The following is a 21324-nucleotide window of genomic DNA, read 5'->3' as shown; positions in this document are numbered from 1 at the left end:
GAATACCAAAAAAGTTTCCAAGTTTTTTTTAAATATTTTTAAAACAAGTCCAAAACCGCCTTCGACTCCGCTCAGGCTGACAAACGCTATCATCACGTAAATGTCAGGTTGAGCAGAGTCGAAACCTTCCGCACTTACACCCAAAACCCATTATCAAATTATCAAATTACCTCTATTATCTAATTCCTCCACCATCTTTTAAAATTTTAAAAACGCAATAATTCATAATGAATCGTATCTTTGGGCCTCGCAAATCAGAATTTCATTTTATGCACGATATTAGTCAGTACCAGGATTTTTTTATTCATTACTTAAAAAACCAAAGCATACGAAAAGAACCCAAAAATCTTTACGCACCTATTGAATACATTCTGGGCCTCGGCGGAAAACGAATTCGTCCCGTACTTACTTTGATGGCCGCTGAAGTTTTTAACACTCCATATACAACAGCACTTCCGGCTGCAATGGCGGTAGAAGTTTTTCATAATTTCTCGCTTGTACATGACGATATTATGGATGATGCGCCTCTGAGAAGAGGGCAGGAAACCGTTCATGAAAAATGGGATCTCAACACCGGAATTTTGTCCGGTGATGCAATGCTTATCCTTGCGTATCAGTACTTTGAGCAATACGAACCGATTGTTTTCAGAAACCTGGCAAAACTATTCAGCAAAACAGCTCTTGAGGTTTGCGAAGGACAGCAATGGGACGTTGACTTTGAAAAAAGAAACGATGTTACAATTCCGGAATACCTGAAAATGATCGAATATAAAACAGCTGTTCTGGTTGCTGCTGCTATGAAAATGGGAGCCATCGTAGCCAAAACATCTGAAAAAGAAGGGGATTTAATCTATGATTTCGGATTGAATTTAGGTCTGGCTTTCCAGCTTCAGGATGATTATCTGGATGCTTTTGGAGATCCGGAAACTTTCGGAAAACAAGTTGGGGGAGACATTATCGAAAACAAAAAAACGTATTTATACCTCAAAGCAAGAGAATTTTCTTCTCCTGAAAAAACAGCTGAATTAGAAGAATTATTTGGTCAGCAATTAGAAGACAATACTCATAAAATTGAAACCGTTAAGGCTATTTTCAATGAATCCGGTGCTTCAAAAGCCACTCAGGACGCCATTGAAATGTATACTCTTAAAGCTTTTGAAACGCTTGACAGAATGGAGCTTACTTCCGAAAAAAGAAACATCCTGCGTACTTTCGGGGAGAATTTGATGGGAAGAAGAGTTTAGGCTTCGACTCCGCTCAGCCGGACATTCGACTCCGCTCAGTTTGACCATCGACTTTGATCAGTCTGACCATCGATTTTACTCGACTTGACAACAGACTTCGCTCAGCCTGACACAATAATTCACATGATAACATTGTGTCAGGCTGAGCGAAGTCGAAGCCCTATTAACCAAGAAATTTCATTCAAAAAACGCGACAGGTTTTAAAAACCTGTCGCGTTTGTCCGGATTAAAAAAGTTCATCCGGATCAACCAACTCTGATAATTTCTGTTTTAAATCTTCTTCTAAAATGGTTAAACCATATTGGTACGAAGCGTTCATCCATCCAAAACCTTCTTCGGGGATGAAATCAAATTCGGTTCCGACGTTTCCGTATTCTGCAAAGATTTTATGCGAACTGATCGATAAATCAAACTTTTCGGGAATGGTTCCGTTATAATCCACCGCATTTCTGGTAATCAGCCAAAGCCAGCGGTACACCATTTCCTGTGCTTCTTCATTAAAATTATAATGCAGCAGGCCTTCCCACAAAAGCATTTGATGCGGTGCCCATCCAAACGGATAATCCCATTGACGTACAGGTGCGTTTTCGTCTACCCCTGCAATCGATTCTTTGGTACTTCCTGCAATTCCGCCTTTCATTTTAAACTTCGGCAGGGTCTTTTTCACCAAAATATCTGCCTGTTCGGGTGTACTGATTTTGGCCCAAAGCGGATAAAAAGTAGTGGCAGCCTCAAAAAAATGCTGCTCTTCATTTACAAAATTATAATCCAGATAACATCCATACTCCGAATTCCAGCACAATTGATTGATTTTTTCTTTTCTCGAAGCTGCTTTCGCAAGCCAATATTCGCCTGAAAAAGACTGATCCTCAAAATATTGAAATTCGTTTTTAAAATACTTCCGAATCAAAAAAGCAATATCGGTTTCGTATTTATAAAGCAGACTATTGATCGCAACGGTATTTAAATTGGCACAAATTTCAACCAGCCTGTTGGTCGTATCATGACCGCTTTCTCGCATGCTTCGGTCGTGAATAAAATACTTATCCAGTTCAGCATCGACCACTTCTCTTTCCAGATATTTTTTTTCGAACTCGCGGGTCGACAAATTGTATTTTGGCGCATATTGTTCCAGAATATCATCAAAATGCCCTTCTTCTACTTCAAACGGAAGTCCAATTCCTTCTGCTTTATAACGATTCAATCCATTAGCGGTAAGTCTTTTGCCTTCTTCCATCCAAACCGTCTGATATTCTTTTATCGCAGTTTTTAAATGTCTTTCAATCCAAAAAATATCCGGATTCGATTTTTCCAGAACATCTCTGATCAGGGACGTATAAAGCGGAGGCTGCGTGCGGGTTAAATAATAACTCCGATTGGCATTTAGTATTTTTCCGTAATGATCTATCTGGTATTTAAAATTCTCTGCAATTCCCAAAGCCAGTTCTATTTTATCATCTATTAAAAGTCCTTTGGCAATAAAATAGCTGTCCCAGCCGTACATTTCATTAAATCTTCCGCCAGGAACCACAAAGGGAACTCCTGAAATTTCATTGTTTTTAATTTGAAGTGCCAAAGCCAGTATGCCCGGTTTTTGATTGAGCGACATGACATATTCAGGTGTAATGTGTCTTGGCATTTGTACCACTTTTAACTTTGGCGTTACGGCTTCCAGTTTTTTGAAATAATCAAAAACGATTTCATCTCCAAAAGGCACATACAAATACGAAATCGCATTTTCTATTTTATTATCTTCCAGTATTTTTTTCACCCCATTGGCATCGATCGTACGGGTCAGACCTTTCCAGTACAGGTTTTTTATTTTTCCGGAGATTCTTTTTACAGGATTCTCTACAATTTGATCGAGACTAATTTCAGCAAATTCCACATTTTCTTTTTTGGCCAAAGCCAATTCCTGCAACAAGTTTGAAAGCTGATAAGTACCTTCAATAACGGTTGAATTTCCTTCTTCGTCATTCAGTAAAAATCGCTTCGGACCATGATCATCAATCGTTATTTTTTTATCGCCGTCAGTATCTTCCTGAGCCAATAGTTTTTCGATAGTTTGGGATATATGTAGTTTAAATTTCATCTTTTGCAGTTATTTTTTTAAGAATAAAAAAGGACACTAATAATAAAGACATTGGAATTAATGTAAAATAAAATGCCTTTTCGGGCCCTTCATTTTTAAACAGCCAGCCTGTTATTCTGGAGCCTAAGGTGCCGCCAAGAGCCGAAAAAATCACAATTAATCCTGTCATCGAACTTTGCAGGTTTTTAGGCAGAGCACTTAATACAATGGAATTTAACAGCGGATAAATCGGCGCAATAAACAATCCGATTAGAGGAAATGCGAAACCAATTAAGGGTATATCTGCGAAGGTATTGATACTTTTTACTTCTAATCCGACGGTTTTTGGAAGTACAAAAACCACAATCAGCATGGCCGAAAGAATACAGAAACTCAGCACCCAGATCCAGCCCACTTTTTTAGTGACAATTCCCGCAATCATCCTTCCGGCTGCCAGTGAAATGGCCAAAATACTAGCCATCATGATGCTTATATTTTCCGGCAGATGAAGCACTTTGGTATTGAATGTAGGCAGCCACGAAAGTATTCCCTGCTCAATCATCACAAACAAAAAGACACTGATGACAAAAATAACCGTTAACAATTTCGCCATTAAACGGAACATCTGCATGAAATCGTCTCTGAGGTCTGCTCCTGCTGCTGCTTCTTTTTCTTCAAACTTCACAAACAATAAAAACATAAAGGACAAAAAAGATAATCCTGCCAATAACCAATATACATTTAACCATGAATTTGGATCGTTTTCATCATTAAAGGCAGGAAATAAAAAATAAGCCAGTGCAATTCCAACCATAAAAAAACCTTCGATACTGCTCATTAAAGCGTTGTGTTCTTTTTTGGTTTCGGTCACGGTACCAATTAAGGAGTAAACCGAAACTTTAATCAAGGCAAACGAAACTCCTACTGTTGCAAAGAGAATTTTAGCATTGTCGAATGAATTTCCAAAATACATAGAAATACAAGCCAGAGTAACCAGTCCCAAACCAATCAGCATGGATTTTCGATATCCGATTCTGGGCAAAAAAGAGGCTATAAAAAAGGAAACAATCGCAATAGGCATGTCCTTAAACGCTTCTAAAATACTCGCCTGAACTTCATCTACTCCATAATTTTTCTGCGATTTCAAAATCACAATGCCCACGCTATTCAGCAGAATAGCGAAGACAAAATAATTAAGGTAAAGTGAGATTTTGATTCCTATGTTTTTCATTTTTTTTGTTTGTCTTTTATTTGGGGAATGTTTCAAGTTTCGAACGTACTCTACATCTCACATCCCACATTCTCCTAAAAATTAATCGCCACCGAAAATCTAAAGGCACGTCCTAAAATTGGTCTAGCCATAAAAACATCACTGGCTGCAGAAGTAGTCTGTCTTGGATCACCTTCGGTTAAACCAATTTCATTGAACAGGTTAGAAGCATCAACTGCAAAACGAAGATTATTATAGGTATAATTTAATCCTGCCCCCACTTCTTTATAAGCCGGCAAAACCTGCTTGTTGTCCTGATTCGTGAATTTTTTATCGTAATAAGAGAACTGCACATAAGCATTAAGCGCTTTCGTAATATCAACTTCCGGTCTTAAGTTACAGAAAAACTTAGGAATTCTTCTGGCTGTATTTCCGTTAAAATTAAAAGTAGATCCGTCAGCATTGGTGCCAGTAAAATTATCGTACTCCGGTTTTTGAACGGTGAAAGTAAAGTTCATTTTTACCATTTTATATCTGGCATTGGTTTCTACCTCAAGACCAATATTGTTTACGTCGGCGAATTTATTCTCAGAGGATCCATCCGATAAAATATCAGTAAAGGCAACATTTTTCAAATTCATATGAAATAAGTTCGCATTCACATTGAAGAAAGAATTAGAATATTTATACCCCAGCTCAAACTGATTTACTTCTGTGTTTTCCAGCTTGCTCAAATCGGCTGCATTATCATAAAAAGACTCTTCAATAGGCGATCTGAAACCGTGGCTGTAACGCACATACGAAGCCATATTATCATTGAATTTGTAGTTTCCGGCAGCGGTATAGGACCATTCACTCACATCATATCTCCAGTAGGTGTATGGATTTCCTTTTACCGTTGTTACCTTATCATCGGCTGTATTGTTGTCTAAAACTCCTAAATTCTCTGCAAAAAATCTCGCATTGTCTCTGTAACCCGAATACTTGTCTTTGTTGTATCGTAAACCGGCATTGAAAGTCAGCTTGTCTGTCGCTTTAATTTCGGCATCAGCATAAACATCATTCAAAACTCCTTTAGTTTGCGCGTCTCTTTCCAGCCATGTAATTCTCTCTACTCCATTCCAGGTATGATTTACTCCCGTAGTATTGTCTTTTACATTTAAAAGTCTCGGATTGTCTGAAACTCCCACTAAATACGAATTCCAGTTCCAGTACTGATTCGATTTCCAGTTGGAATAATAGTAACCAGCAGTCAGTTTTACAGGGTCTAAATCAAACGCAAAAGAGAAATTATTCGCAAAATTGTTCATCTTTTTCTCGATGTGCCAAAGATCTGCTCTCATGATTAAAGCATTCGGATCAAGAGTTGCTCCGTTATCCACATAAGAATACGTCAGGTTACTGGCTGTTGTATTCTGAACTCCTGTTGCATAAGCATCTTGTGTCCACGGACCTCCATTTGGAAAAATAGCATTGTAATTCAAATTGATATTCGTCTGTTTAAAAGCATTCTTGAACGTCACCTTGTCCGATATCTTCTTCTTAAATTCAGCACCAATCGAGTTGATGATCGGATGAGATCCGTCTTCTAAATCTGCTGTAAAAGTTCCTCCTCCATATTGAGGCACATTCAAACGACTGAAATTTACTGAAGTCAATGTTCCATAATTTGGATTAAAGCCCGGAATTCCTTCGATTTTACCATTATTACTTTTTAACGGAATCGGTAAGTAGAACGCATTTCTGTCGTCCAGATGTTTGAAGTTAATTCTCAAATAATCGTTGTCATCAAATTTATAGGTAATATTTCCTTTGATCTGTCCTCCTTTATTAGCGGTAAAACCAGTATTTCTTACCCCATTATCAGCTCTGTAAAAACCTCCAACGTTAAAGAATAATTTATCCTGAATTAAAGCCCCTGATAAATTCAGATCAGTTCTGAACATTCCATAATCCGAAGTCGAGAGTTTAGCTCTTCCCTGAAAATCATTCTGCCCTGTTTTAGAAATAAAATTAATGATTCCTCCCGGAGCATTATTGGCAAAAATAGAGGCCGAACCTCCACGAACCGCTTCCATTTTACTCACCGTTTCGTCTAATCTGTAAAAAGTATCGGCATTTGCAAACTGTAAAGCTCCATCTTCAAAAACCGGCAATCCGTCTTCCTGAATCTGTACATACTCATAAGCTCCTGCAGACGGAATTCCTCTGGCAAAAAGGTTGTTCCCAATTTCCCCTCCCGAAGCTTCCACCACAAATCCCGGAATTGTCTGCAATAAAGCGGCTGTACTTGACGGCGCTCTGTCTTCAATTGCTTTAGCTCCCATTGTGGTAATGGCCACACTGGATTCTAATTTCGATCTCGGACTTGAAGACCCTGTTACTACCACTTCTTTTAAACTTTGCGATTCTCCTTCCAGAAGTAAATTAACCTCCAGAGATTCTCCTTCTTTTATGGTGATTGGCTTCCCGAAAGTTTTATATCCCACATTAGTGGCTACAATGGTATAATCTCCTGCAGGAATATCGGAAAATACAAATCTTCCGTTTTCATCTGTAATCGTATTTTTATCAGTTCCTTTAAGCGAAACATTGGCTCCCGGGATAGTTTGTCCGCTATCATCAAGCACCTTTCCGGAAACGGTATTTTTATTTTGTGCAAACAAATGGTTTGGAACAGAAATTAAGCACAATATCAGTAATAATATGCTTAAATAAGATTGTTGCTGTTTCATGTTTTTTTTGGTTTAGTTAGTAAATCTTTCATTTATGAAATGTAAACTTACTCAAGGAATTAACTCTAATTTAAGAATTCTAAATCGAAAACGTTTTCGAAATCCCCTAAAACGTTTTCGGAAGTTAATTTTTTATTAATACACTTTATTTTTTAGTACTTTTATTTCATGAATGACACCAAATTAATAGATATAGCCTCGGCATTGGGAATTTCGGTTACCACAGTTTCAAAGGCATTAAAAGGCTATACCGATATTAGTAAGTCTACACGTGCCCGCGTGATCGAAATGGCCGAGAGCATGAACTACATGCCTAACTCGGTTGCAGTAAACCTGAGAACCAACGAAACCAAAACAATAGGTGTCATCATTCCGGCTACCGTGCATCATTTTTTCTCCAGTGTTTTAAATGGTATTCTTGAAGAAGCCGAAAAAAGAGGCTATCTCGTCATTATATTACAGTCGAACGAAAAATACGAACTCGAGAAAAAACAGCTTGCTTTGCTGCTTCAAAAACGTGTTGACGGGGTTTTGATGTCGCTCTCTAACGAAACGGATGATTTTACTCATATTAATGATGCCATCCGCAAAAACACGCCGGTGGTTTTGTTTGATAAAATTGCCAAAAGAGTCGATTGTTCCAAAGTGGTTATCAATGATGCTAAAGCGGCGTTCGATGCCGTTTCCTATCTTATTAAGAAAGGATACAAAAAGATCGCACATTTTAGAGGTTCCTATGTTCCGCAAAACTCCATCGATCGGTTCTTAGGATACAAAAGGGCTTTGGAAGCGCACGGCATAGAATACGATTCAAAACTGGTTTATGTGTGTGACAACAATACCGATTTTGAAGACGGCTACGAAAATGCTCAAAAAATAATGACGGAACACCCGGACATAGACGCGATTTTTGCCATCACTGACTTAGTAGCCATCGGAATCATCAAATATTTTAATGAGGCAGGAATCAAAACACCGGAGCAGGTAGCGGTTTTTGGTTTTAGCAACTGGTTTATGAGTACGGTTATATCGCCTAAATTAACGACAATTGACCAGCCTGGCTTTGAAATGGGACATCAGGCCGTTTCGCTTTTAATCGATGAAATTGCCGATCTGAAAGAGCATCGACCGGTGACCCATCAAATTATTGAACTTCCTACAAGAATCATTGAAAGAGAATCGACTGTTAAATGATTTTTTAGTTTTAACTTTGCGCCAATTCTTAAAAAGCCTCAATGTTTCCAATTCCTGCAAATACCGATATTTTATTGGCTGATGCCGAAAGCGAAAATCTATATTTAAGTCTGATTGAGCAAATCAACAAAGACTTTAATTTAGCCAACGAAGGAATAGATTTTCCGATGAGTATTTCTCCCGAAGAACTAAAAATCCAGCTTCACGAGAAAATCTACAGAATGATTCAGTACAAATTTGCCGAATACCTCAATCTGCTTTACATTATTGATGTGCCTGAAAATGAAATCAAAAAACTCGACGGTTCTGATTTGGTAATCTTAGCCGAGCAGGTTTCTTTTTTGATTTTAAAAAGAGAATGGCAGAAGGTTTGGTTTCGGAAGCATTACAGGTAGAGTGGCTAAGGTGCTGAGCTACTAAGATTCTAAGGTTTTAAATTCTTATATCTCACCCCACACAAAAAGCTTTTTATTTTCTTTTACAGCTGACCTTTCATTTTTATCAAATGGAATATATTTATCATTTTCTAAAATAAAAACCTGTTCATTGCTTAAAATTTTATTCAGCTCTTTAGTCAATTCTTTTAATTCTTCATGCTGATTATTTCCTCCCGATGATCCTATATGGAAATGCCAATCACATTCTTTTTCAGAATTTTCAAAACCAATCGTTATTTCCAAATCATAAGTCGAGATCCACAAAAATCTGTTTCCACTCATACTTTTTACAGAACACTCAAAAGATTTATCTTCTTTAAAATCAACGTTTTCTGAAAATTCAATATGATTTTGTATCAAATATTTTAAAGTTACTTCAGAATATAAAGCTTGATCCATTTAAAAATTTTTTATTCTCAATCTAAAACTTAGTACCTCAGAATCTCAGAACCTTAGCCCCTCTAAAAATAAACTCTCACAAAAGGCATAAACCCTGATCCGTAAAGACTGGTGTTTTTATCATACAAAACATCGTAACGTGCTCCGATAGTAACACTTCCGGTTCGGTAACCCGCACCGAGGTATAAGGCGGTATTCCAATAATCATCAGAATAACTTGGTCGAGAGGCATTTGATTTATAGTCGGTATTTATACGAACCTGTTCCAATTCTGCTGACAACTGAATTTCAGGAATCGGATTCACCAGTCCAACAAGGCTTCCGCCATAAACAAAAGAGCTGTAATAATTTTTAGAAGACAAATAACCAAACTGTAATCCAACACCAACCGCCACAATTTCGTTTACATTATAAATGGCACTTGGTGCAACTGAAATGTCCGTATATCCGGAACCAATTCCTAAACCAAGACCTCCTCCAAACTGAACTTTCTCCCAAAAATGATTACTATTGTCTATGACATATTTTTGCTGTGCAAATGCAGAACCCGAAAATGAGACAGCCAAAATCACAAAAAAAGTTTTGAAAACGATTGAAATTTGATTTTTATCCATAGTTGAGTCTATTTTTAACAAATTTTTACGTAAAAGTACGTAAAAAAAAGATTTAAATAAATGTGATTGTTGTACTTTTGCGATTCTATTTAACAAAAAGTATATTCACTCATATTATGGATAGGTTTTCATTTTTAAATGCAGCGCATACAGAGTTTTTCGCACAATTATATGATCAGTATTTAGTAAACCCAGATAGCGTTGAGCCAAGCTGGAGAAGTTTTTTTCAAGGTTTCGATTTTGGACAAACGACTTATAATGACGAAAATCCGGTTCAACGAATCGTTGAATACGTAACAAACGACAACGTAGATTGTAGTTTAGTTTCTGATAAATTACAAAAAGAATTCAATGTCCTAAAATTAATCGATGCTTACCGTACTCGCGGACACTTGTTTACCAAAACAAACCCTGTTCGTGACCGCAGAACGTCGTCTCCAACTTTAGACATTGAAAATTTCGGATTAACAACTGCTGATCTTTCAACAGTTTTTGATGCTGCTCAGGCAATCGGAGTAGCTCCTTCTACACTACAGGATATTGTTACACGTCTTCAGACTATTTACTGCCAGCACATTGGTATCGAATACATGTACATCAGAAACCCTGGCGTTGTAAAATGGATTCAGGATAAACTGGCTGTAAATGTAAACCAGCCAAACTTCTCTTCTGAAGAAAAGAAAACCATCTTAAATAAATTAAACCAGGCCGTATCTTTCGAGAACTTCCTTCATACTAAATATGTAGGTCAAAAACGATTCTCATTAGAAGGTGGTGAATCTATCATCCCGGCTTTGGATGCTTTGATCGAGCAGGCTGCTGAAAAAGGAGTAGAACAATTCGTAATGGGAATGGCTCACCGTGGTCGTTTGAACGTTTTGGCTAACATCTTTGGAAAATCTACTCAGGATATTTTTGGTGAGTTTGACGGTAAAGATTACGATCAGGAGTATTTTGACGGTGACGTAAAATACCACTTAGGTCTTACTGCTGACAAAAAAACAAGAACAGGAAAAAACATCAATATCAATTTAGCACCAAACCCTTCTCACTTAGAAACGGTTGGAGCTGTAATTGAAGGAATCACAAGAGCAAAACAAGACAAATACTATCCGAACGATTTCTCTAAAGTATTACCTATTGCCGTTCACGGAGATGCTGCAATCGCAGGTCAGGGAATCTTGTACGAAATCATTCAAATGTCATTGCTTGACGGATACAAAACAGGCGGTACTATTCATATCGTAATCAACAATCAGGTTGGTTTTACTACTAACTACTTAGATGCACGTTCGTCTACTTACTGTACAGACGTTGCCAAAGTAACACTTTCACCGGTATTACACGTAAATGCTGACGATGCTGAAGCTGTTGTACACGCAGTATCTTTTGCCTTAGATTACAGAATGAAATTTGGACGTGACGTATTTATCGATTTATTAGGATACAGAAAGTACGGTCATAACGAAGGTGATGAGCCTCGTTTTACACAACCTGTTTTATACAAAATCATCGCAAAACATAAAAATCCAAGAGATATTTATGCTGAGAAATTATTGTCTGAAGGCATAATCGATGCCTCTTATGTAAATGCTTTAGAAAAAGAATACAAATCTGCTTTAGAGGAAAACTTAGAAGCTTCCCGTAAAAAAGATTTGACTATTATAACTCCATTCATGCAAAACGAATGGAACGGATTTGTTCAGGTAACAGATACGCAGATGTTAGGAAAAACAGATACTACTTTTGACAAGAAAGGACTGGATTCTATCATCAATACGATCTCAACGTTACCGGCTGACAAGAAGTTCATCAACAAAATCACTAAAATTGTTACCGACAGAAAAGTAGGATACGACAACAACACTCTTGATTGGGGAACTGCAGAGGCATTGGCTTACGGTTCGCTTTTAACAGAAGGATTTGACGTTCGTATTTCCGGTCAGGACGTAGAGCGTGGTACATTCTCTCACCGTCACGCGGTAGTTAAAGTAGAAGATTCTGAAGAAGAAGTAATTTTACTGGATGCTATTGAGAACAAAAAAGGAAAATTCGGTGTTTTCAACTCGCTTTTATCTGAATATGGTGTTCTTGGTTTTGATTACGGATATGCATTAGCCAATCCAAAAGCCTTAACCATTTGGGAAGCACAATTTGGAGACTTCTCTAACGGAGCACAAATCATGATTGACCAGTATATTTCTTGTGGAGAAGACAAATGGAACAACCAAAATGGTATTGTTTTATTATTGCCTCACGGATATGAAGGTCAGGGAGCTGAGCACTCTTCTGCAAGAATGGAACGTTACTTACAGCTTTGTGCAAGACACAATATGTATGTTGCCGATTGTACAACACCGGCTAACTTCTTCCACCTGATCAGAAGACAAATGAAAACAAACTTCCGTAAACCATTGGTAGTTTTCTCTCCAAAAAGTTTATTACGTGATCCAAGATGCGTATCGACTGTTGATGAATTAGCAAACGGAAGCTTCCAGGAAACAATCGACGATACTACAGTAAACAAAAAAGACGTAAAATCTTTAGTATTCTGTACCGGTAAATTCTACTATGACATCGTAGCTGAAAGAGAAAACAACGGAAGAAATGATGTTGCGGTTGTTCGTATCGAGCAATTATTCCCTTTCCCTGTAGAGCAAATCAAAGAAATCATCGCACAATATCCAAATGCCGACGATTACGTTTGGGCACAGGAAGAGCCTAAAAACATGGGAGCTTACAGCTTTATGTTGATGAACTTTGACCTTGTAAAATGGAGATTAGCTTCATTAAAAGCGTATTCTGCTCCGGCATCAGGAAGTTACACACGTTCAAAACGTCGTCACGCTGATGCAATCAGAATGGTATTCGATAAAAATTTATTCAGATAAAAAACAATGTTTCAGGTTTAAAGTTTCAGGTTTAGCATAAACAAGAAACTTTAAACCAATCAAACTTAAAACAAAAACAAAGATGATTTTAGAAATGAAAGTCCCTTCACCAGGGGAATCTATAAAAGAAGTTGAAATCGCAACTTGGTTAGTAAAAGACGGAGATTACGTAGAAAAAGATCAGGCTATTGCTGAAGTTGATTCAGACAAAGCTACTCTTGAACTTCCTGCTGAAATGAGCGGAGTTATTACGCTTAAAGCGGAAGAAGGCGATACTGTAGCAGTAGGTGCAGTAGTTTGTTTAATCGATACTGACGCAGCTAAACCATCAGGATCAGCTCCGGCTGCTGAAGCTCCAAAGGCAGAAGCACCAAAAGCGGAAGTAAAAGCTGAAGCACCAAAAGCTGCTCCGGTTCAGGCTCCGGCAGCTACAAGTTATGCAGCAGGAACTCCATCTCCGGCAGCAAGAAAAATATTAGACGAGAAAAACATCGCTCCGGCTTCAGTAACAGGAACTGGTAAAGGTGGAAGAATCACTAAAGATGACGCAGTAAACGCAGTACCTTCTATGGGAACTCCAACAGGAGGAAGCCGTGGAACTGAGCGTACAAAATTATCTATGTTACGTCGTAAAGTAGCAGAAAGATTAGTTTCGGCTAAAAACGAAACGGCTATGCTTACTACTTTCAACGAAGTAAACATGACGCCAATCAACCAAATTCGTAACGAATACAAAGATGCTTTCAAAGCAAAACACGGTGGTTTAAGTTTAGGATTCATGTCATTCTTTACAAAAGCCGTTACAAGAGCTTTAGAATTATACCCTGATGTTAACTCTATGATGGATGGTGATTACAAAATTGCTTACGATTTTGCTGACATCTCAATCGCAGTTTCAGGACCAAAAGGATTAATGGTACCGGTAGTTCGTAACGCTGAATTATTGACTTTCCGTGGAATCGAGGCTGAAATTAAAAGATTAGCACTTAGAGCACGTGACGGTCAAATCACTGTTGACGATATGACAGGAGGAACTTTCACTATTACTAACGGTGGAGTTTTCGGAAGTATGTTGAGTACTCCAATCATCAACCCTCCTCAGTCAGGAATTTTAGGAATGCACAACATCATCGAGCGTCCAATTGCTGTAAACGGTAAAGTGGAAATTCACCCAATGATGTACGTAGCACTTTCTTACGACCACAGAATCATCGACGGACGTGAGTCAGTTGGTTTCTTAGTGGCTGTAAAAGAAGCTTTAGAGAATCCGTTAGAGTTATTGATGAACGGAGATGCTAAACGCGCTTTAGAATTGTAATTGTAATACTTTTCAACAATCATACAAAACCTGCTCATTAACTTGAGCAGGTTTTTTTTCTTAATATTGACTTAAAATCGGCTTAAGATGTTAAAAAATTAAACAATAAAAAATTTTACCCTTTAAAAATTATTTTATTTAGAATAAATAAAAATAGTTTGTTTGGTTTGTGTTCTGCAATTAAATTTGCACTATTAAAATCAATTCTAAATAATAATGAAAACCAAATACACTAAAACATTTTTGGCTTTTCTCTTTGCACTGCTTGCAACTCCAACAATGTGGGCACAGCAAAGAGCAAGCATAAAAGGGCAAATTACACTAAGTAACAATCAGCCCGCTGATAATGTAACCATCCTACTAAAAGGAACAAAATTAGGAACCAATACAGACAGCAGAGGTTTTTACGAAATTAAAAACATCAAACCGGGAAACTATGTTATTAAAGTTTCTGCGGTTGGGCATTCTTCCAAAGAAAAAAGTGTTTCTCTTAATGGCGGAGACGAAATAATTGAAGATTTCACCATCAGTTCCAATTCTGAGCAACTGGACGAAATCGTGATCAACGGTCACGGAAAAAAGAATCCGTTAGCCCGCAAAGAAAACCAGCAGGTATCCAGATTACCTCTTAAAAATCTTGAAAACCCACAAGTTTATTCAACTATTACAGGAGAACTGCTAAAAGAACAAGTCGTAACCAATATCGACGACGCTCTTAAAAACGCACCGGGATTGACTACTCTTTGGGCTTCTACAGGACGCGGAGGAGATGGCGCAGGGTATTTCTCTCTAAGAGGTTTTGCAGTTCAGCCTACAATGATTAACGGATTACCGGGACTGACAAACGGAAGCCTTGATCCTGCCAACATCGACAGAATCGAAGTCATCAAAGGACCATCCGGAACCTTGTTTGGAAGCAGCCTTATTTCTTACGGAGGATTAATCAACATCACAACAAAAAGGCCTTACGATCATTTCGGAGGCGAGATAAGCTACACCACTGCAAGTTACGGATTAAACAGAATTACTGCCGATGTCAACACCCCATTAGACGACGAGCACAAAGTAAACCTACGTATCAATTCTGCTTATCACAATGAAAATAGTTTTCAGGATGCAGGATTTAAAAAATCATTCTTTTTTGCCCCTTCTCTTTCTTATGAAGTAAACGATAAACTTTCGTTCTTCATCAATACTGAATTCATGAACAATAAAGCGACCAATCCAACCATGTTATTTTTGGACAGAGGTGCTCCTTTAAGAGTTCACAATATGAAAGAACTAGGTTATGACAACAAACGTTCTTACACCAGCAACCAGCTTGCTATAGAAACACCATCTTACAATCTGCAAGGACAGATGATTTACAAATTTAATAGCGAATGGACTTCTCAGACTGTTATTTCAAGAGGATCATCAAGATCAGAAGGTTACTATTCTTATTTGTACGAAGGAACTAAAAGTTATCCAAAAGTCACCGAAGGCATTGTGTTAGGCCGTTTTATAAATTATCAAAATTCTACCACACTAACGACTGATATTCAACAAAATTTTATCGGTAATTTCAAAATTGGCAAACTAAGAAACCGAATTGTTGCCGGTTTCGATTACTTCAACAACTCTTCAACAGACAACGGAACAGGATATATCGCTAATGGAAGCATTTATATTGGTAACGCAAGTTTACAAATCGTAAACGAAAATATTTTCAAAATTACCGACCCTACTAAATACATCACAACCGGTGATAACGGGAATTTATCAAAAGCAGCAACTGATGATCTTTTGGCAAAAGCAAAGACCAACAATAACCAAACCAAACAGGAAGTTTACAGTGTTTATGTTTCTGACGTAATCAACTTTACGCCTGCATTGTCTGCCATGGCAAGTGTACGTGTAGACCGTTTTATGAATGCCGACAACGGAGGATACAATCAAACTGCTTTTTCTCCTAAATTCGGATTAGTGTATCAGCCAATCTTGGATAAGGTTTCTGTTTTTGCCAATTATATGGATGGATTTTCCAACGTTGCTCCTGGTGAAGACCTAAATGCCGGCGTAAGAACTCCAAGAATTTACAACCCGGAACATGCGAACCAATTTGAAGTGGGTACCAAACTGAACCTTTTCAAAGACAAACTTTACGCAACTTTCAGCTACTATGATATCAAAGTTACCGATCAGGTTTACAGCATCAGAACAGATGCTACAAACTCTACTTCTTACCAAAACGGAGGTCAGAGAAACAAAGGTTTCGAAGCTGAAATCGTTTCTAACCCGGTTGCCGGTTTAAACATTGTGTTTGGTTACAGCTATAATGATGCGGTACTTACAGCGGGTGATCCTGAATTTGTAAACTTCAGACCGGAAAGTGCAGGAGCAAGAAACCTGGCAAATCTTTGGGCCAGCTACAAATTCCCTGAAGGACCACTACAAGGTTTCGGATTAGGCTTTGGAGGAAATTATGTAGGCGATAACAAAATCATGAACAGAAAAACGACCGGAGCCTTTACGATTCCTGAGTATACCGTACTAAACTCTTCTATTTTCTATGCTGCGGAGAAATTCACTTTAACCTTAAAGATGGATAACATTGCAAATGCAGATACTTATGACGGATGGTCTACGATTCATCCCAGAAACATGAGAAGTGTAGCGGCAAGTTTCGCTTATAAATTCTAATAAAAATCAAAAAAAACACCTTTCCCGTAAAGAGAGGTGTTTTTTAAATTTCGTCAATCATGATCACAATTGCAAGCCTTATTGTCTTTTTAGCTTTTTATACATTGTACTATACCTCAAAAAGAGCCACATTATCGTATGATTTAGGCTTTGAGAAATGGATGAAAAGCAATCCTAAACCAACCAAACTTTTGGGGCTGGGACTTCTTTTACTGGCTTACGCACTTTGGCTGTTTACACAATCTTTGTGCTGCGGAACCCTAATGTTCTTTATTCAGCTCATGACCATTGGAAGTCTGATTATCATTCTAGCTCCTTTAAAAAAAATAAGCCGTTTTGCGATTCTCGGTATTTTTATCCTCGCAGCTCTCCTGGAATTTTATTACTACTAATTTATTTCTAATTAAAATATGCCGGCCAATCCAAAATATTTAACCCAATCCAAATGGCAAAGATTTGCCAAAATTACAGCTGCTATCTTAGGCGGCTATTTTGTTTCAGTCACCTTTCATTTGGCCTTAGCAGCCTGGTTCAGCCGTGCCGATATCTTGATGACCATGGCTTTTAGCGGATTCATCCTCTGGGTAGCCCTGATGGTTGTTGCTTTTCTGGCCAAAAGCGGATGGAAAATATGGGGAATCTACATTCTTCTTACTTTAGTTTTTTCGCTTATAATTTACCTTGGTCAAACCTACAATCCAATAGCAAAATAATCCATGAACAATCGTAACTACAACATCTATTTTCATACCCACACCGTTAGCGGAATTGTGATCAGCGTAGTGCTTTTTGTGATTTTTTTCGCAGGATCCTTTTCTTTCTTCAGAGATGAAATTATTAATTGGGAAAGAAATGAATCTACTGCTTTAACCAAAGAAATCCAGCTCAACTACAATTCAGCCTTACAAAAACTGGACAAAGAATATGTCTTACACGGAAGAAACATTACCATTTCGAAACCAAGTACAGAACGAAGAGTGGCTGTTTATATGGAAGGTACAAAAGATACTTTGGCGCCTAAAAAACAACAAGAAGGATCCTTCTTCTATCTCGATACCAAAACCTTCAAAACCTTTACCTACGAGGACTCTTATTCTTTAGGAGAATTTTTATACCGCTTGCATTTCCTCGCACAAATTCCGTATCCGGCCGGATATTACCTTTCGGGTTTCACCGCATTGTTCTTTTTATTTGCTATCGTAACCGGGCTTTTACTGCATTGGAAGAAAATCGTCTCTAACTTTTATATTTTCCGTCCAAAAGAAAAACTAAAAACCTTATGGACAGATGCCCATACCGCTTTAGGAATGATTGGTTTGCCTTTTCAATTTGTATATGCCGTAACCGGAACTTTTTTCATGATTAAACTTTTAATCGTGGCACCAGCTGTGATGGCTTTGTACAAAGGCGATCAGGACAAATTATACAAAGAACTGGAATACACGGATCCCGAATACAAATTCGACAACAAAAAATTAGCCGCTCCATTTAATATTGATCAGCTTGTTGCGAAAACAAAAAGCAGCTGGAAAGATTTTGAAATCACCCGCGTTTTCATTCAGAATTACGGAGATGCCAACATGCACGTTTTAGTGGAAGGTGAAATGCTGAGTCATAAAAAATTCACCGGAATCGGAAAGATCGTGTACAGAATTGCAGACGGAAAAGAAATCGCCCGAAAAAATCCGGTTACTCAAACCAGCTATCTCGACGTGGTAAAAAATGTACTCTATCGCATACATTTTGGCGATTATGGAGGTTATGCTCTCAAAATTGTAAGTTTCGTTTTAGGTATAATTACCTGTTTTGTCATCATTTCGGGAGTAATGATTTGGTTAGTCGCCAGACAAAAAAATAACTTACCTGAAAAGAAAAGACGCTTTAATGCCGGAGTCGTTCGTATTTATTTAGCCATCTGTCTAAGCATGTACCCTATCACGGCATTTGCTTTTATTGCTGCCAAAATATTCCACCCTCTGACTCAGGACCAGCTATACATGGTTTACTTTATAGGATGGCTCCTGCTTACCGTATTTTTCATTCTCAAAAAGAATGACGCTTTTACCAACAAATGTTGCTTAATTTCAGGTAGTATCCTCGGATTTTTAATCCCGATTACAAACGGAATGGTATCCGGAAACTGGTTTTGGACATCTTTCATGCAAAATAAAATTCAGGTCTTCTTTGTAGATGTTTTTTGGATATTCCTAGCCTCTATAAGCCTTTATGTCGCGTATTCGTTAAAACTTAAAAACGAAACTGTTTCTAAAAAATAAATAAAATTACTTGCTCCCCATTGATTTTGCGTATAATTTTGCGTTTTACGACAAAATGGGATTCAAAACACAAATACGATTTCTACACAAATGGCTCGGATTAATTTCCGGGCTTATTGTTTTTATTATCAGCATTACAGGCTGTATTTTTTGTTTCCATGATGAAATAAAAGACATCACACGCAAAGAATGGCGCATCGTTGAACCTCAGAACAAACCTTTTGTTCTGCCTTCCGTATTAAAGGAAAAAGCCAAAGAAATTCTTCCAGATTACAACTCGAGTATGGTTTCGTACTACGGAAAAAATCGTTCGGCAATCGTTTTCACCTATGCTGATACCGAAAATCGATACCTCTACTTCAATCCCTACACAGGAAAATACCTGAAAACCGAAGATCCTGATACCGACTTTTTCATCATTGTCGAACGCATTCATTTGTATTTACTTTTACCGGATTATATCGGGAAACATATCATTGGAAGCGCAACCATCATCTTCATTCTATTAGTAATCTCAGGAATCATTCAATGGTGGCCCAAACGAAAAAGTGATCTCAAACGAAGCTTTACTGTAAAATGGTCGGCCAAGTGGAGACGCGTCAATTACGACTGGCACAATACTTCCGGGTTTTATATTTCGATAATAGCCGTAATTATAGCCATAACCGGTTTAACTTTTACTTACGAATGGGTGGGTGACGGAATTTATAGTGCGTTCAATTTTGGAGGAGATAAAACGCAGGAAATAAAAGTACCAGTCATCGATACGACCCAATTCAACAACAACTCCGTTACCGCTGTTGATCGTGCTTTTACAACAACCGCACAGCTTCAACCCGATGCCGAAATGTTTTTTGCAACATTTCCACAAAAAAAAGGTAATATTATCGACACAGGAGCTTATCCGCATGCTTTGCGATACGACCATCAAAGCAACTATTATTTCCACCCCAACACCGGAAAACTGATTCAAAGCGAACCGTTCCAAAAGAAAACTCTGGGCTTACAGGTTGTCGAAATGAATTACGGAATTCATACCGGACAAATCTTAAACCTGCCCGGAAAAATTATTGCCTTTATCGTAAGCTTAATTGCAGCCGCACTTCCTGTAACCGGTTTTATAATTTGGTACGGACGAAACAAAAAATCTAAAAAAAAATAAAGTCTAAAAAAGAACTTACCTCTTTTTAGTGACTTACTTGTTCACAAGGTTTTTTTAAAAGCTCCCGCAGATTTAACAGATCCATTCAAATTGTTTTACCGTATACAAATCAAAAAAATCAGCACAATCTGCTAACCCGAGCGAAAGCGAATTGGCGAAGCAATCTGCGTAAAAAAAGGATCAAGAACAAAAGTCGAAAAAAAAGGCTGAAAGCCTGAAAAGCAACAACATCGTGCGCAGCACTATAAATTAGACTAAGGTGTAGAATTGCCCTGAAAGGGCAAAAGCAAACTTTTACCTTACAATTTTCAATAAAGACCAAACCGCTCTTTTATAAAATAGAATTCAAAATAGTATAAAATCAACTTTTTGCGTGTAAGCTTCTGCCCTTTCAGGGCGTAACCGATATTCGCTATCATTACTCATAGTGCTGCGCACCATTCTATTGCTTAAGCTCTTTCAGAGCAATACTCCCAACTTTTGCACCTGATCCGAAAAAACTAAAATACCGAAATACAAAGACATAAAAAAACCGTCTCGTTTTTTAACAAGACGGTTCTTTTGTATTTAAAATCTCTTTTTAATTTCTATTTGCTAAAGCATTTTTCTGTAGATTCTTAACAGATGTTACTTTGCTGTTTTCATACGCCACTTCGCAAAGATTTTTATCATTGAAGAAAATCCATTTTCCGGTTTTTACTCCTTCTGTATACTCTCCAACAGCCATCTTGTTTCCTTTTGTATCATACGATACCCAAACTCCGTCTAACTTACCGTCTTTAAAGAAACCTTCTTGTTGAATAGTACCATTTTCATAATAATATGTAGCTTTTACTCTATTTCCAACAGCTTCCAATTCCGGTTTTATCTCTTGTGCAACTAAAATTCCAGAGAACAATATTGCAACTAAAATTACACACTTTTTCATATCTTTAGGTATTAATGTTATCAAATCTTTATCAAATATAGTCAATTGTTTACATTAAAAAAACTTTCACTTAACAATTTGGTAACATTGAATAAAAACTTAACATTGGAAATTTCCCAAAAACAAAAAAAGCAAAGCTCAGGCCTTGGTTTTACTGCTATTT

The 21324-nt window shown here is 37.7% G+C and carries 16 protein-coding genes; 10 read left to right on the top strand and 6 right to left on the bottom strand.

Translation table 11 applies throughout. The features are described from left to right. The first annotated feature begins 269 nt into the window (after positions 1 to 269). Positions 270 to 1244, top strand: coding sequence for a polyprenyl synthetase family protein (locus ACAM30_RS09325; protein ID WP_369618650.1), 975 nt, complete (start codon positions 270 to 272; stop codon positions 1242 to 1244). Positions 1245 to 1470: 226 nt separating this feature from the next. Here ACAM30_RS09325 and ACAM30_RS09320 read toward each other — a convergent pair whose 3' ends face one another. From ACAM30_RS09320 to ACAM30_RS09310, 3 genes are all read right to left on the bottom strand, one after another. Beyond that, positions 1471 to 3336: a trehalase family glycosidase gene (locus ACAM30_RS09320; RefSeq protein ID WP_369618238.1), complete on the bottom strand. Its 1866-nt coding sequence runs from the start codon at positions 3334 to 3336 to the stop codon at positions 1471 to 1473. Continuing rightward, positions 3326 to 4546 carry a sugar MFS transporter gene (locus ACAM30_RS09315; RefSeq protein ID WP_369618237.1) on the bottom strand — a complete coding sequence of 407 codons (1221 nt, stop codon included), beginning with the start codon at positions 4544 to 4546 and terminating at the stop codon, positions 3326 to 3328. Before ACAM30_RS09315 ends, ACAM30_RS09320 begins: the two co-directional genes overlap by 11 nt. Before the next feature lie 74 nt (positions 4547 to 4620). Continuing rightward, complete coding sequence (locus ACAM30_RS09310) at positions 4621 to 7260, bottom strand: TonB-dependent receptor (RefSeq protein ID WP_369618236.1); 2640 nt, start codon at positions 7258 to 7260, stop codon at positions 4621 to 4623. Positions 7261 to 7428: 168 nt separating this feature from the next. On the opposite strand from ACAM30_RS09310, the gene ACAM30_RS09305 reads away from it, so the two are divergent. Together ACAM30_RS09305 and ACAM30_RS09300 are read left to right on the top strand one after the other, a co-directional pair. Further along, complete coding sequence (locus ACAM30_RS09305) at positions 7429 to 8454, top strand: LacI family DNA-binding transcriptional regulator (protein WP_369618235.1); 1026 nt, start codon at positions 7429 to 7431, stop codon at positions 8452 to 8454. A gap of 41 nt (positions 8455 to 8495) precedes the next feature. Further along, positions 8496 to 8849: a hypothetical protein gene (locus tag ACAM30_RS09300; protein WP_369618234.1), complete on the top strand. Its 354-nt coding sequence runs from the start codon at positions 8496 to 8498 to the stop codon at positions 8847 to 8849. Positions 8850 to 8894: 45 nt separating this feature from the next. Here the strand turns inward: ACAM30_RS09300 and ACAM30_RS09295 are convergent, their stop codons facing one another. Continuing rightward, on the bottom strand, positions 8895 to 9290 hold the full coding sequence (locus ACAM30_RS09295) for a hypothetical protein (RefSeq protein ID WP_369618233.1): 396 nt from the start codon (positions 9288 to 9290) through the stop codon (positions 8895 to 8897). Between the two features lie 62 nt (positions 9291 to 9352). Continuing rightward, entirely contained in the window at positions 9353 to 9904 is a 552-nt protein-coding gene (locus ACAM30_RS09290; RefSeq protein WP_369618232.1) for a hypothetical protein, read from the bottom strand. A 116-nt stretch (positions 9905 to 10020) separates the two neighbouring features. Between ACAM30_RS09290 and ACAM30_RS09285 the strand changes: the two genes are divergently transcribed. The 7 genes from ACAM30_RS09285 to ACAM30_RS09255 all read left to right on the top strand — a co-directional run bounded on the left by ACAM30_RS09285 (position 10021) and on the right by ACAM30_RS09255 (position 20233). Then, on the top strand, positions 10021 to 12795 hold the full coding sequence (locus ACAM30_RS09285; protein ID WP_369618231.1) for a 2-oxoglutarate dehydrogenase E1 component: 2775 nt from the start codon (positions 10021 to 10023) through the stop codon (positions 12793 to 12795). Positions 12796 to 12877: 82 nt separating this feature from the next. After that, positions 12878 to 14113: a 2-oxoglutarate dehydrogenase complex dihydrolipoyllysine-residue succinyltransferase gene (gene odhB / locus ACAM30_RS09280; RefSeq protein WP_369618230.1), complete on the top strand. Its 1236-nt coding sequence runs from the start codon at positions 12878 to 12880 to the stop codon at positions 14111 to 14113. Positions 14114 to 14329: 216 nt separating this feature from the next. Further along, the gene (locus tag ACAM30_RS09275) at positions 14330 to 16795 is read left to right on the top strand and encodes a TonB-dependent receptor (protein WP_369618229.1); all 2466 of its coding nucleotides are present in this window, start codon (positions 14330 to 14332) and stop codon (positions 16793 to 16795) included. A gap of 59 nt (positions 16796 to 16854) precedes the next feature. Further along, on the top strand, positions 16855 to 17187 hold the full coding sequence (locus ACAM30_RS09270; RefSeq protein ID WP_369618228.1) for a hypothetical protein: 333 nt from the start codon (positions 16855 to 16857) through the stop codon (positions 17185 to 17187). Positions 17188 to 17205: 18 nt separating this feature from the next. Next, positions 17206 to 17508: a hypothetical protein gene (locus ACAM30_RS09265; RefSeq protein WP_369618227.1), complete on the top strand. Its 303-nt coding sequence runs from the start codon at positions 17206 to 17208 to the stop codon at positions 17506 to 17508. A 3-nt stretch (positions 17509 to 17511) separates the two neighbouring features. Continuing rightward, on the top strand, positions 17512 to 19071 hold the full coding sequence (locus ACAM30_RS09260; RefSeq protein WP_369618226.1) for a PepSY-associated TM helix domain-containing protein: 1560 nt from the start codon (positions 17512 to 17514) through the stop codon (positions 19069 to 19071). Between the two features lie 10 nt (positions 19072 to 19081). Next, positions 19082 to 20233: a PepSY-associated TM helix domain-containing protein gene (locus ACAM30_RS09255; protein ID WP_369618225.1), complete on the top strand. Its 1152-nt coding sequence runs from the start codon at positions 19082 to 19084 to the stop codon at positions 20231 to 20233. Between the two features lie 580 nt (positions 20234 to 20813). On the opposite strand, the gene ACAM30_RS09250 is transcribed toward ACAM30_RS09255, so the two are convergent. Then, positions 20814 to 21161, bottom strand: a complete 348-nt coding sequence (locus tag ACAM30_RS09250; protein ID WP_369618224.1) for a toxin-antitoxin system YwqK family antitoxin — start codon at positions 21159 to 21161, stop codon at positions 20814 to 20816. Between the last annotated feature and the right edge of the window lie 163 nt (positions 21162 to 21324).

Source organism: Flavobacterium sp. CFS9 (assembly GCF_041154745.1).
Taxonomy (GTDB): domain Bacteria; phylum Bacteroidota; class Bacteroidia; order Flavobacteriales; family Flavobacteriaceae; genus Flavobacterium.
The sequence above is the reverse complement of the archived record's forward strand: the minus strand, read 5'-3'. Positions and strand labels throughout refer to the sequence as shown.